We start from the raw sequence: 14,802 nt of genomic DNA on the forward strand, positions 1-14,802 counted from the left end.
ATTAAACAAGGAAAAGATACGATAAATAACTTTAAAAAAACTCCCAGAGCTAATTGAATATATGTTCAATAAAAATCAAAATTTGCTCAAAGATGCTCAACAAATCTGCTACTAGTATCAGTATGAAAGTCGTTTTAAATTAAAAACTATTTCGAGGTAAAAAATAACCTCTTTTAGGGTAAAGCCTTTTGGAAAATAGCAATTGAAGTTTCTTTATCGATAGTTATACAGCTTAATAGAACTATCAACTGGTGAAAGTTTTTGTGGGGAATTTACTCATTTAAATAGTGTTTTTTTGATCATTTTTTATAATTATTTACAGGAAAGTTTAGCCATAAAATCTACATAATTAAACTAGATAATGGTAGACTGTATAAGGCTTTAAACTTAAATATTCCTAGACAATATTATTTGACTATTTCAACCTGCTTATAGCCAGAAAATTAATCCAATTGAGAAGTTATACCAATACATTAAGAAATATTTGAGGTGAATTAAATTTGACAACATAGAGGAGTTAAAAAATGCTCTGACTAAAAGTTTAAATAAGTTAACCCAAAAAGTGGTACATCAAATAAATGGATGGGAATTTATCGTTAATGCTTGATAAATAACCAATATTTAGGTTATTTCTATAGTACTATGGCCAAAATATATATTTTTTATACATTTTTTTACATCAAAAGAACCGCACCCATCTTCGTAATGCTATATAAGTACGAACAGAAATAAATTAACAACCAAAAGAAACTGAGTTCTCTTGGTTGCTCCAAATTAAATATTATTTGGTAATCAAAAGTCTATAGAGACTTATGAAGCTGTAGCTAATAACTGTGGACTAAATGCTTGCTTTAATAACTCCACTTTATCTGTTTGCTCCCAAGGTAAATCTAGATCGGTACGTCCCAAGTGACCATAAGCAGCAACATCTTGATAAAAACGACCTCCTCTTTCTCCAGGCAAGTTCCGAAGGTTAAAATTCTGAATAATTCCTGCTGGACGGAGTTCAAAGTTTTCTTTCACTACTTCTAATAACTTATCTTCATCAACCTTAGAAGTACCAAAAGTTTCAATCATCATACTAACAGGTTTTGCTACACCAATCGCATAACTAATTTGAACCTCACACTTTTCTGCTAGATCTGCTGCAACAATATTTTTAGCTATATAGCGACAAGCATAAGCTGCTGAGCGGTCTACCTTAGTGGGATCTTTTCCTGAAAAAGCACCGCCTCCATGACGGGAATAACCACCATAAGTATCTATTATGATTTTACGTCCTGTCAGACCACAATCTCCCTGTGGACCGCCAATAACAAATTTACCAGTGGGGTTGACAAGAAAACGAGTTTGTGAATTAGGTTTAATCTCTGCGTCTTTAAATATTGGCTCAACAACATACTTCCAGAGGTCTTCTTTAATCTTAGCTTGAATATCTGATAATTCTGTGATTTCCCCAATTTTAGCAGTATGTTGGGTAGAAATTAAGATTGTATCGATACCAACAGGACGGCCATCTTCATAAGTAATAGTGACTTGACTTTTGCCATCTGGCCTTAAATAGGGAAGTTGACCTGTTTTTCTCACCGCAGTTAGTTGCCGGCAAACTCGATGTGCTAAACTTATAGGTAAAGGCATTAATTCAGGAGTTTCATTACAAGCAAAACCAAACATTAAGCCCTGGTCTCCTGCTCCCACTGCATCAAGTTCTTCTTCACTTAAGAGTTCACGAGTTTCTTGAGCTTTGTCTACTCCTTGAGCAATATCTGCTGATTGCTCATCAAGAGCTACTAAAACGGAACAACTATCAGCAGAAAAACCATTTTCGGCATGGACATAGCCAATGTCAGCAATTTTTTTTCTGGCCAATTCTATATAATTTACTTGGGCCTTGGTTGTAATTTCACCAGTAATTAGTACTAACCCTGTGTTCACTACTACTTCAGCAGCTACACGACTTTGAGGATCTTGGGCTAGTATAGCATCTATAATTGTGTCTGAAATTTGGTCGCAAATTTTATCTGGATGTCCTTCTGTAACAGACTCAGAAGTGAATAAGTAACGACTAGACAATAGTAATTCCTCCTTATATTTTTCCACGAATTAGCCGAACAGGTAATAAACTTTAACTTAGGGATAATATTTATCCAGAATAACTACTTTTTTCTACTGTCTACTTTCTGTGTCATCGAATATTGTGAACTACTCAACTGCAAACTTAGTTTCCAGTAAGCTATTGTGCCTCTTCTAGCATTACCTTTCTGTAGGAAATAGCCTAAGTTAAACTTTAAGCTGAAAACTGTCTCATTTTATCCCATTTGACATTATATTCTTTGGTCCATAACAAATTTTGACCAGAAGCAGAAAATTCTGAATTATTTTTTTACTCTCCCTGAGTTAATAGCTTACTTGACTATATCAAAGATTGTATGCAAATACACAAATAAATAATTAATTAATTTTCTAGATAAGACCAAGAATTTTGGAGTTATACCATGTCCAATTCAAGATTTTTGATCAATAATTAGGCAAATCCTAATTAAACCGAAAGCTGTCATTTACAACACTTTAATTTCTTCTAACTTAGCGATCGCCACATCTGCTAGTTGTAGATGCTCAGCTTCGCTTTTCCCAAAAAAAATACCAATACAACCTGCTGCTCCTGCTTTTCTCCCCATTTCTATATCTGTGGGAGAATCTCCCACAATTAATGTCCTAACTGGTTTACACCCTAATTTATGACAAGCTTGTAAAAATAGTTCTGGATCTGGTTTACTAAGACCATCATCAACCCCCATTTCTAGTTGGATATAATCGTTAAGTTGATAGTATTTAACAAAATTTTGCACTGCTGTTGTATTATCTGCAGACAATATACCCAGTTGTATACCTGCTTGAGAGAGATACTTTAATACTTCTTGGCTACCCTTAAACAGAGAACCAGGAGTAGACTTTGGCAGTATTTGGTCAGCTTCTGTAAAAGCTTCTTTGGCAATAGTTAATGATTCTAACCAACCCCGACCAGTCTCAGCAATATAAGCTGCTGCTGCAATTTCGTTTTCTCGTCTACTGCCAACCGCCATTAATCCTGTAGAGTTAATATTATTGTCATTAATCCCAAAAGCCATGAGTAGTGGTTCTCCTATCCCAGGAATTTTAGCATCAATAAGGCGAGCTCGCTTTTGTCCTAAATTTCTTAAAAACTCTTGAGAGTCTTCTAGGGTACCATCTTTATCAAAAATAATTGCTTGAATATCATGGAAAATTAGACCTCCACAGTTAATAGCTACCATTTTGTTATATATGCAATATTTTATGCTACTCTTGTGTCATACAGCAGATTCCAAGTCTATGAGGTACAATTATTAATAATAATACCTTTGTATCACAGATATCTTATCGGCGAGGGCTGTACCTCACCCTTGATGAAATCTACTGTATTTTTTGATTTGTGAATATTAAGAAAGCAAAATACGAGGTTTATTCTAAAGCTGCTGCTGATGTCTCTTCATCTACGATAGCTATTTCTACTGTAGTCTCAGTCTCCTCTGTTTTTTGCGATGCTTCTGTTGCTAACTCTTCTGGCACTTCTAGCGCTTCTGATGTTATTACCTCTTCCGGTACTTTTAGTGCTTCTGATGTTGCTACCTCTTCCGGTGCTTCTAGCGCTTCTGCTGTTGCCACCCCTTCCGGTGCTTCTGTCGCTTCTGCTATTACTCCAACTTCAGGTGTTTCTACTGCTGTTTCCCCTCCCTGAGGAGCCATCATTTTTTCCCTAAACTTAGCAGCCATTTCTTCTGCTTGGTCATATACCATTTGTGGATTTTTCACCATCGCCCCTGGTTCTGGTTCTAGTTGCTTTGTTGACAAAGATATACGACCTCTGTCAGCATCTAGATCGATGATCATAACTTTCAGTTCATCATTAACTTTTAGTACACTGCTAGGAGTTTCTATATGGTCATGAGAAATTTCTGATATATGGAGTAGGCCACTTACTCCTCCAATATCAATAAAAGCTCCATAAGGCTTAATACCACGAACTGCGCCTATCACTACTTCCCCTACCTCTAGGCGGTTCATCTTCCGCTCAACTAGGGCGCGACGATGACTTAAAACCAGACGGTTACGTTCTTCGTCTACTTCTAGGAATTTTAAAGGTAATTCTTCATTAAGTAAATCTTCTTTTGGTTTGCGTGTACTAATATGTGAACCAGGAATAAATCCACGCAAACCTTCTATCCTAACTAATGCCCCACCACGATTTGTTGCAAATACTTGTGACCGCACAGTTGCATCTTCTGCTTGTAATTGTCGGACTCTTTCCCAGGCCCGCATATATTCTATTCTTCGGATGGACAAAGTTAACTGTCCATCTTCATTTTCATCTGTGAGAATAAAAAATTCTCTTGTTTCATTAGACTGTAGAACTTCTTCAGGGTTTTCTACTCTATTAATTGACATTTCTTGGATGGGAATATAAGCAGCAGTTTTAGCTCCAATGTCAATTAATGCTCCCCTTGGTTCTAAGCTAAATACTGTCCCTGCTACAATATCTCCAGGACTAAAGTGATAGTCATATTTATCTAGTAGGGCTGCAAAATCTTCGTGAGTAAAGCCGACTTCCTTGGCTGGTGTTTTCAAATTTGTCATGCGTGTATTTTCTTGGGATTTCTCTCCTTAATGTTTTTTACTTGTCTTGATAGTTTCCCTGCTACATAAAACTGGTATAAAACGTTACAAATTGTTACATTTTAATATTTACTTCCTGGTTCTACGGTTACTCTAAGCAGCAATATCTCCACAGGCATCAACGGTTAAGCAAACCGCATTTGTATACTTGTACTTTAGTAACTTATATATAATACCAATCCGGTTTGATCAGGAGATATTCACCAAATTTAACACTGTTGTATGATCAGGATTTGGTTACTTAAGTAACTAACCCAATAATAACCGGATTTAGTATGAGACGAAACTTTCCTTTACAAGAACTATGGTTTTATAGAAAAACCAATTTTTTCGTATAATTTACGCAAGTAACTGTTAATTTTTCGGCCATTAGAGCTTTTGTAAAAAATACCATTTTCCTATTTAAGGCTTGGACATTTACCTCATTTTTCTGACTTACACTCGATGTGTTAATTTACCCTAGTGAGGTCGGAATAATTAGTAGAATGGAAATTTTACCAAGTCAAGGTTAGTTTCTATACTTCTACTTAGGCCATTAAAACTTTTGTAAAAAATACTACTTCCCTAGTTAAGGTTTGGATATTTACTTCATTTTTTTGATCACTCTAATTGAGAACCTGACATACACTCAACGTGTTAATTTAGTCTAGTCAGGTCAAAATAATTAGTAGAATGGAAATTTTACCAAGTCAAGACAAGTTTCTAGAATTCAATTATGATTCAAAATATTTAATTTTACCACAAATCTACAATTATGACATTAGGTACAATTTCTACCATTTGTTACTAAGTAAATTTCGAAATCTATGTTTTTGTTATATCATTTCTAAATCAAATAACTACCTTCTGTGGGAAACCTTTCGGAATGACTAGAAAGTAGACAGCAGAAGGAGACTTCGCAGCAATGTATTCCAAACAGAAAAGATACTCTGTTAACAGAGAAAAACATTTTTATTATGACTAATTAACAATAATTAATATTATATCAGAAAAAATTATCCAACTCATGTTTCACCGTAACTAATTTCTATTTCTAACTTTCTATCTTTACATTAGGCACAAGGCCTATTCCATAAACTATGCTATGTTTGAAATAAATTCTGAATAATATCTTGCGTATCGTGCCAACTAAATGTTAAAACTTTTTTACCATACAGTCGCTATAACTTTTAGGACATTCCCAAATTGTAAAATATAGTCAAAGCAAGAATTTAATTTATAACTTTAGCTGTTTTACACATTAATTACATCTTGTTGTAGAGAAATTTCAGAATTTTGTGGCACAGTCGCAGTAAACTCTAAATTCTCTTTTTGATTTTGCAGATGATTTAAGGTATCTACAAAATCTCGAATACCTTGAAATTTACGATAAACAGAAGCGAAACGGATATAGGCAACTTCACTAATGCCACTCAATTTGCTAAGAACAATTTCACCAATCTCAGCACTAGTAATTTCTCTCTGGCATTTACCTTGTAATTCAACCTCTATTTGATTGACAAAAGCTTCAAGCTGACTAACTTCAATACCAGTTTTTTCACAGGAACGAATAATACCTCGAAGTAATTTCGACTTGTCAAAAGACTCCTTTTTTCCATCCCTTTTAATTATTGTTATTGTCAGAAACTCTATTCTCTCATAAGTAGTGAAACGATGCTGGCAATTCATACATTCTCGCCGACGTCGGATGCTCTTGCCAGATTCAGCTGAACGAGATTCTAGAACACGACTATTTGTATCTTGGCAAATTGGACATAGCATACTTTAAATTTTTCATACAATACATGAATAAATTTCCCCTATTTGGGGTGATGGCCACTAAATACAGGTAATAGATATGAATGCTGGGATCAAACTCAGCACTCATAACTAATTAAAAAGGTAATTTGTTAGAGAGGAAACTAATCAAGAATAATTACTTTCCAATCCTAGGTGGATCACGGAAGGCGATGGCAAAAAATATTACGCCTAAGGCCAAAGCTAGTACCAAAATGTAAGCTGCACTTTCCATAAGCTAATTTCCTGAAAATCCAGTTCTTTATTAGTTTACCAGTTCATAGTAAATAAAAGTCCAACTAAAATACTTTGTAAATTTTTTCAAAGTAATCGTTGGACTTTTATCAAATTTTAAGATTAATTAATTGGACAACACTCAGCACTCAGGAATCAGTAGGATAATTTTTTTTTAGATTTAGAAAAATATCTCTTGCCGTCCTAAACAATTTATCCTTTGGAGTTCTCGGGTATTTTAACCCCAAGCTGCTAAAAGATATTAACTTAATTTCGACCCAAGAGACTAGCTGTTTGTGTTTTTGGCTCTCACCGACGTGAAACCCTGAGTAAAGTGAATGAATAGTATTCCGTTACGGAAATCCTAAAAGTTGATAACTATTTAAAGATAGTAGTTTAGCCTTGTAGCCAAACTTTAGTACTTATTTTGTTTGTTATGTTTCCTTCCTACGGGTACTCAAGTCACCCAGTTTTTGGAATAAACCAAACTCTACTTGTTCCTCTAGGTCTGGGTCAATACCTGCAAACACATCGCGGAATAAGGTCCGGCATCCATGCCAAATATGACCGAAGAAGAATAGGAGAGCAAAACAAGCATGACCAAAAGTAAACCAACCACGAGTACTAGTTCGGAACACACCATCAGAGCCTAAAGTTTCTTGGTCAAATTCAAAAGGTTCACCAGTTTGGGCTTTACGAGCATACTTTTTAACATCGGCTGGGTTAGTAAAGGTTTGACTATCAAGTTCACCACCCAAGAAGCTAACTGTTACCCCCCGTTCCTCAAAACTATATTTTGACTCTGAACGACGAAAAGGAATATCAGCCTTTACTACACCTTCAGAATTGGTCAAAACTACTGGGAAAGTTTCAAAAAAGTTAGGTAAGCGACGTACAAATAATTCTTCACCATCCCTATCCTCAAATATAGGATGACCAAGCCAAGCTTGAGCTAAACCATCTCCATTATTCATAGGACCAACACGGAAAAGACCGCCTTTTGCTGGACTATTACCAACGTAGTCATAAAAGGCTAATTTTTCGGGGATAGTTAACCAAGCTTCAGAGGGAGTTTTTCCTGCTACTATTTCAGCTTGAACACGACGATCAATTTCTTGCTGAAAGTAACTATTATCCCACTGATAACGAGTAGGGCCAAATAATTCTATAGGAGTAGCTGCACAGCCATACCACATTGTACCAGCTACAACAAAAGCTGCAAAGAAAACTGCTGCAATACTACTGGAAAGAACTGTTTCAATATTACCCATCCGCAAGGCTCTGTAGAGACGTTCTGGCGGTCTTACTGATAAGTGGAATAAACCAGCAATAATTCCCACAATTCCAGCAGCAATGTGGTGAGCAACAATTCCACCAGCATTAAATGGGTTAAATCCTTCTGGTCCCCATGATGGTGCTACTGGCTGGATCGAGCCTGTTAACCCATAAGGATCTGATACCCACATTCCTGGACCAAATACTCCGGTCAAATGGAAGGCCCCAAAGCCAAAGCAAAGTAAACCAGATAAGAATAAGTGAATGCCAAACATTTTTGGCAGGTCTAGAGCAGGATCTCCTGTACGTTGGTCAAAGAATAAATCTAAATCCCAGAAAACCCAATGCCATACAGCAGCTAGGAATAGCAAACCAGAAAGAACGATATGAGCTGCTGCTACACCTTCAAAAGACCAGAAACCAGGGTTTGAAGCTACTTCTCCTGTAACACTCCAACCACCCCAAGATTGGGTAACACCTAGACGGGCCATGAATGGCATAACAAACATTCCCTGACGCCACATAGGGTTTAGCACTGGATCGCTAGGATCAAAGATTGCCAGTTCATAAAGGGCCATTGATCCGGCCCAACCTGCTACAAGAGCAGTGTGCATTAAATGCACGGATATTAGTCGTCCTGGATCATTCAGAACAACTGTATGTACACGATACCAAGGTAATCCCATTTACTACACTCCTCCTAGAAATGATGTCTACTGCTTTGTAAAACTGACACAAAGCGTTCAGTAAAGTAACTGTTTGATTTTTACTTCCTGCTTCTACGGTCACTGTCGGCAGCAGGACCTCCACAGGTAGTGACGGTCAAGCAGACCATACCAATATTTCTGAAAACTTTTTTCTTTTGCTTGTTATGCTCTCCGAAAAATAAATCGTCCCAAACATTAGTCCTATTATCAAGATTATTTCGGACAACAATATGGCCAAACTTACTAGATGAGGGCATAAAAATTAATACTTTTTCAAGAATTGTATAAAGTTTTGAAGTTAATAGCAAGTGAATTGAAAAAGCATTTAGGGCACGGACATTGGTAAATCCTGTTTGCAGAGTATGGACCTATGGCAGTTTAAGTGCTTATGGCTTTATGGTTGTGTCCATCTCTAATCAGAAGATACCAATTAATAGAGTGTTGGTTGACAAAGTTTGGGTCAGAGATACTTGGCAATTGATATTTCGTTTTAATCGTAAAATTTTAGCCTACAGTGTTTGTGTTTGGTTAAATAATCATGGCCATTTTCCTTTAAGGTTTGAATAAATTGTTAGTTAATAAGTTTTACATTACGTAATACTTAATATTTTTCACAAAAAAACCCCCTACTAAAAGCAGGAGGTTTAACTTAATCTAACCTACTAAAAAAGAGTTCAGCTAGTCTCTAAAAATTAACCAAACTTACCAGCAGTAGAAGCTATCAAAAATGCGGCGTAAGTCAGAACATAGCCAATAGTAAAGTGAGCTAAGCCAACAACACGAGCTTGAACAATAGAAAGAGCAACAGGCTTATCTTTCCAGCGAACCAAGTTAGCTAGAGGAGTACGCTCATGTGCCCAAACAATAGTTTCGATTAGCTCTTGCCAGTAACCACGCCAAGAGATGAGGAACATGAAACCAGTTGCCCAAACTAGGTGTCCGAATAAGAACATCCAAGCCCAAACAGACAAGTTACTAGTTCCATAAGGGTTATAACCGTTAATTAACTGGGAAGAGTTCAACCACAGATAATCACGCAACCAACCCATCAAATAAGTAGAAGATTGATTAAACTGAGCCAAGTTCTCTTGCCATACAGACAAGTTTTTCCAGTGCCAGTAAAATGTTACCCAACCAATGGTGTTTAACATCCAGAACATAGCTAGATAGAAGGAGTCCCAAGCAGAGATATCGCAAGTACCACCACGACCAGGGCCATCACAAGGGAATGCATAACCGAAGTCTTTCTTGTCTGGCATTAACTTAGAACCACGAGCATCCAATGCACCTTTAACCAAAATTAAAGTTGTTGTATGCAAACCTAGAGCAATGGCATGGTGAACCAAGAAATCTCCGGGTCCAATGGTTAAAAACAGAGAATTTGTACCACTATTGATAGCTTCTAACCAATTTGGTAACCATACAGCACCAGCAGTGGAAGCAAGACTATCAGAGTTAGATAACAGAACATCCATGCCATATAAAGCCTTCCCGGAAGCAGCCTGAACGAACTGAGCAAATACCGGTTCAATCAAGATTTGCTTTTCAGGAGTGCCGAAAGCTACCATTACATCATTATGGACATAAAGACCTAGAGTATGGAATCCTAAGAATAAAGAAACCCAACTCAAGTGAGATATGATAGCCTCTTTGTGATTCAAGACACGATCGAGAACATTACCTTTATTTTGCTCAGGATCGTAATCCCGTACTAGGAAAATCGCACCATGAGCAAATGCACCTACCATAATGAAACCAGCAATATACTGATGGTGGGTGTAAAGTGCTGCCATTGTAGTGTAATCCCTTGCCATAAAAGCATAAGGAGGCAGAGCATACATGTGCTGTGCTACCAAGGAAGTAATTACACCAAGAGAAGCTAGAGCTAATGCTAACTGGAAATGTAGAGAGTTATTTAGAGTTTCATATAACCCTTGGTGAGGCAAGTTAAACTGACCTTGACTTTTTCCACCAATTAAACCAGCTTTGGAATCAAGCATTTCTTTGATACTGTGACCAATACCAAAGTTAGTGCGGTACATATGACCAGCAATTATGAAGATAACTGCGATCGCCAAGTGGTGATGAGCCATATCAGTCAACCACAGGGACTCAGTTTGAGGATGGAAACCACCCAAGAAAGTCAAAATTGCAGTTCCCGCACCTTCAGAAGTACCAAACACATGGTTAACGGTATCAGGATTTTGAGCATAAACGCCCCAATTTCCTGTAAAGAAGGGACCTAAACCTGCTGGGTGAGGCATAGTCGTCAGGAAGTTATCCCAACCAACGTGCTGTCCACGAGATTCAGGAATTGCAACGTGAACCAAGTGACCAGTCCAAGCTAAGGAACTAACACCGAATAGACCTGCCAAATGGTGATTGAGGCGGGACTCAGCATTTTTGAACCATGCTAGGCTAGGACTAAACTTAGGCTGGAGGTGTAACCAACCAGCAAACAGCATGATGGATGCTAATATCAGGAGAAAAATAGAACCCTGATATAAGTCTCCATTTGTTCTCATGCCGATAGTGTACCACCAATGGTAAACACCAGAATAGGCTATATTTACTGGATTAGAGGCTCCAGCTTGGGTGAAGGCATCTACGGCCTCTTGACCAAATTGAGGATCCCAAATCGCATGAGCGATGGGACGTACATTCAGAGGATCTTTAATCCACTGTTCAAAGTTTCCTTGCCAAGCCACGTGGAAGAGGCTACCAGAAGTCCAGAGGAAAATGATTGCTAGATGGCCAAAGTGAGAAGCAAAAATCTTTTGATAAAGATTTTCCTCTGTCATGCCATCGTGGGTTTCAAAGTCATGGGCTGTAGCAATTCCATACCAGATCCGACGGGTGGTTGGATCTTGTGCCAGGTCTTGGCTAAATTTTGGGAATTTTGTTGCCATAGATCTTTATATCTAAGTCTCGCAGATATTTAAGAGAATTTAGATTGAATTAGGGTTTTGCCACCGTTAAATCGTAAAAGGTATAATGGTATTTTTCTCAATCTCACTGATAGTAGCTTTCTGCCTCAATAGCTCAGGAATATCTAAGCTTGGACAAGCAGTAAGGATGAGACCCACGCCGTTTTTTACTAGTACTTTATAACGGGAGACCCCTTGAAAGATTAAGTTGGGGATTGAGGATAAGTCAATCCCCAAGGAAGAATCTTAATATGCTATTGCATTCTATCCTACTGCAATTATTCGAGCTAGGAAGAATGCCCAGGTTGTGACAATTCCGCCGAGGAGATAATGAGCTACTCCTACTGCTCTACCCTGGGTTATGCTTAAAGCACGAGGCTGAATTGCTGGAGCAACCTTTAACTTATTATGAGCCCAAACTATAGACTCTATCAACTCTTGCCAGTACCCACGACCACTAAACAAGAACATTAAGCTAAATGCCCAAATAAAGTGTGCGCCAAGGAATAACAAACCGTATGCAGATAATTCTGAACCGTATGATGTAATTACGTTTGAAGCTTGTGCCCACAAGAAGTCACGCAACCAACCATTGATAGTAACTGCACTTTGGGCAAAGTTGCCGTAAGTAATGTGACTCACTGTACCATCTGGATCTACTGTTCCCCAGACATCTGACTGCATCTTCCAACTAAAGTGAAAAATCACAATTGACAGTGAATTATACATCCAGAAAAGACCCAAGAATACATGGTCCCAACCAGAAACTTGACAAGTACCACCACGACCAGGACCATCACAAGGGAATCGGAAGCCTAGTTCACTCTTATCTGGAATTAGTCGAGAGTTACGAGCATACAGTACACCTTTAAGAAGAATCAGGGCTGTAACATGGATTGTAAAGGCATGGATATGGTGCACCATAAAGTCCGCCGTACCCAAGGTCATTGGCATCATTGCCACTTTGCCACCTACTGCTAATACATCGCCACCAAAAATTGGGCTGACGGATGCTAAAGCATTAGGAGCAGTATTGCCAGGAGCTAAACTATGAAGATTTTGTACCCACTGAGCAAAGATTGGCTGTAGTTGAATACCAGTATCAGAGAACATATCCTGGGGACGACCTAAAGCCCGCAGAGTATCATTATGAACGTATAATCCGAAGCTATGGAAGCCCAGGAAAATACAAACCCAGTTCAGGTGAGAGATAATTGCATCCCGGTGACGAATGACTCGATCCAACACGTTGTTAACATTCTTTGCTGGATCATAATCCCGCACCATAAAAATAGCACCATGAGCTCCAGCTCCCACAATCAGGAATCCTCCAATCCACATATGGTGAGTGAACAGAGATAACTGAGTTGGGTAGTCAGTCGCAATATAGGGATACGGTGGCATTGCATACATGTGATGTGCCACAATGATGCTAAGAGATCCTAGCATAGCCAAGTTAATTGCTAACTGGGCGTGCCAGGAAGTTGTTAAAGCTTCATATAGACCTTTATGACCTTCACCACCAATTATGAGTGGATCTTTATGAGCTTCTAAAATTTCTTTCATGCTGTGACCAATGCCCCAATTTGTCCGGTACATATGGCCAGCAACTATGAATAATACTGCTAGTGCTAAATGATGATGAGCTGTATCAGATAACCACAAGCCACCTGTTACAGGGTTTAAACCACCTTTAAAGGTCAGGAAATCAGCATATTCACCCCAATTCAATGTAAAGAATGGGGTTAAACCTTTGGCAAAACTAGGGTACAACTCTGCCATCAAGCTTTTATTAAATAGAAATTCATGAGGTAGAGGAATATCCTCTGGTGCTACCCCAGAATCTAATAACTTATTAATAGGCAAAGAAACATGAATCTGGTGGCCTGCCCAAGACAGGCAACCTAAACCTAGTAAGCCTGCTAAGTGATGGTTCATCATTGATTCCACATTCTGGAACCATTCCAATTTCGGTGCTTTCTTATGATAATGGAACCAACCTGCAAACATCATCAGGGCTGCCATTACTAAGCCACCGATAGCCGTGCAGTATAGTTGGTACTCATTAGTGATGCCAGAAGCGCGCCATAATTGGAATAATCCGGAAGTAATTTGGATGCCATGGAAACCACCACCCATATCACCATTTAAGATGCCCTGGCCTAAAACTGGCCATACAACTTGAGCACTTGGTTTAATTCCTGTAGGGTCTGCTAACCAAGCTTCATAGTTGGAAAATTTAGCGCCATGAAAATATGCGCCACTCAACCAGACAAAGATTATGGCCAGGTGACCAAAGTGTGCGCTGAAGATTTTGCGCGATACATCTTCTAAATCAGAAGTGTGACTATCAAAGTCGTGAGCGTCAGCATGGAGGTTCCAAATCCAGGTAGTGGTTTTTGGTCCTCTGGCTAGAGACCGACTGAAGTGACCAGGTTTCCCCCACTTTTCAAAAGAAGTAGGTACAGGGTCAGTATCAACAGTTACTCTTACTTTTGCCTCACGCTCTGGAGGACTTATGGTCATGAAGACTCTCCTCTCCCAAAGACAATTAACTAAATTATTGATGTTGTAGAAGCTGATAAAAGTTGTAAAGAATTATCAATATCTTTTGCAAGTTTACAGATTGTAACTGCTTTTTGCTAGAGTGCAACATCACACTCCAAGTTTTCTGCCAACTATAATACTTAAATTTGGCTAAATTCTTAGAAATACATAGATTGGGTTTTACCAATTACCTGTAAATGCTAAGTTCTTTAGGTGATTATAGACTTGCTTGAGATGTTTAAGTTATATGTTTACAATTATTCAAGTTTCTTGATCAAGGATTATAGAGTAAATTCACATTCTCTCAAGATTAAGAAAGCTATAGTCTTTGATTTGAATTGGTTACGGCAAAAAGTTAAAATTTAGCTATCAAGAATATACATTGTCGGACTACCCACCCTAATGGACTGACACACCTTAAATTTTGCATAATAAAAATGGTCAAATCTTTCTCTTTTCAATAATTATACGAAAAAAATCTGATGCAAGGTTTTAGCTGTCTCAATCTACTAGAATAAAATTTAATATTCTTTTAACAAATAGTCTCTTAATCAAGTATTTTTTATAACTCACAGCAGAGAAAAAAAGTCAAAATATATCGGTTCAAATTTTACAAAACTTAAAGTTAATTAGCTATCAGCTTT

At 37.9% G+C, this 14,802-nt stretch carries 10 protein-coding genes; 1 reads left to right on the forward strand and 9 read right to left on the reverse strand.

Going from position 1 to position 14,802, the window contains the following annotated elements; genetic code table 11:
- Window positions 1-810: 810 nt before the first annotated feature.
- The 7 genes from metK to TERY_RS22545 all read right to left on the reverse strand — a co-directional run bounded on the left by metK (window position 811) and on the right by TERY_RS22545 (window position 8,941).
- Complete coding sequence (gene metK, locus TERY_RS22520; protein ID WP_011613946.1) at window positions 811-2,073, reverse strand: methionine adenosyltransferase; 1,263 nt, start codon at window positions 2,071-2,073, stop codon at window positions 811-813.
- A 485-nt stretch (window positions 2,074-2,558) separates the two neighbouring features.
- Window positions 2,559-3,293: an HAD-IA family hydrolase gene (locus TERY_RS22525; protein ID WP_011613947.1), complete on the reverse strand. Its 735-nt coding sequence runs from the start codon at window positions 3,291-3,293 to the stop codon at window positions 2,559-2,561.
- A gap of 187 nt (window positions 3,294-3,480) precedes the next feature.
- Window positions 3,481-4,653, reverse strand: a complete 1,173-nt coding sequence (locus TERY_RS22530; protein WP_011613948.1) for a S1 RNA-binding domain-containing protein — start codon at window positions 4,651-4,653, stop codon at window positions 3,481-3,483.
- A gap of 1,272 nt (window positions 4,654-5,925) precedes the next feature.
- On the reverse strand, window positions 5,926-6,453 hold the full coding sequence (gene nrdR / locus TERY_RS22535; protein WP_011613949.1) for a transcriptional regulator NrdR: 528 nt from the start codon (window positions 6,451-6,453) through the stop codon (window positions 5,926-5,928).
- A gap of 154 nt (window positions 6,454-6,607) precedes the next feature.
- Complete coding sequence (locus TERY_RS29005; RefSeq protein WP_011613950.1) at window positions 6,608-6,703, reverse strand: photosystem II reaction center protein T; 96 nt, start codon at window positions 6,701-6,703, stop codon at window positions 6,608-6,610.
- Between the two features lie 433 nt (window positions 6,704-7,136).
- Complete coding sequence (psbB, locus tag TERY_RS22540) at window positions 7,137-8,663, reverse strand: photosystem II chlorophyll-binding protein CP47 (RefSeq protein WP_011613951.1); 1,527 nt, start codon at window positions 8,661-8,663, stop codon at window positions 7,137-7,139.
- 80 nt (window positions 8,664-8,743) lie between these two features.
- Window positions 8,744-8,941: a hypothetical protein gene (locus TERY_RS22545; RefSeq protein ID WP_044137016.1), complete on the reverse strand. Its 198-nt coding sequence runs from the start codon at window positions 8,939-8,941 to the stop codon at window positions 8,744-8,746.
- A 139-nt stretch (window positions 8,942-9,080) separates the two neighbouring features.
- Here TERY_RS22545 and TERY_RS22550 point away from each other — a divergent pair, with 139 nt between their 5' ends.
- On the forward strand, window positions 9,081-9,251 hold the full coding sequence (locus TERY_RS22550) for a hypothetical protein (RefSeq protein WP_155994587.1): 171 nt from the start codon (window positions 9,081-9,083) through the stop codon (window positions 9,249-9,251).
- A gap of 125 nt (window positions 9,252-9,376) precedes the next feature.
- Here TERY_RS22550 and psaB read toward each other — a convergent pair whose 3' ends face one another.
- A complete protein-coding gene (psaB, locus tag TERY_RS22555) occupies window positions 9,377-11,593 on the reverse strand; it encodes a photosystem I core protein PsaB (RefSeq protein ID WP_011613953.1) in 2,217 nt (738 codons plus the stop codon).
- A gap of 282 nt (window positions 11,594-11,875) precedes the next feature.
- On the reverse strand, window positions 11,876-14,137 hold the full coding sequence (psaA, locus tag TERY_RS22560) for a photosystem I core protein PsaA (RefSeq protein WP_011613954.1): 2,262 nt from the start codon (window positions 14,135-14,137) through the stop codon (window positions 11,876-11,878).
- Between the last annotated feature and the right edge of the window lie 665 nt (window positions 14,138-14,802).

The organism is Trichodesmium erythraeum IMS101 (genome assembly GCF_000014265.1).
Taxonomy (GTDB): domain Bacteria; phylum Cyanobacteriota; class Cyanobacteriia; order Cyanobacteriales; family Microcoleaceae; genus Trichodesmium; species Trichodesmium erythraeum.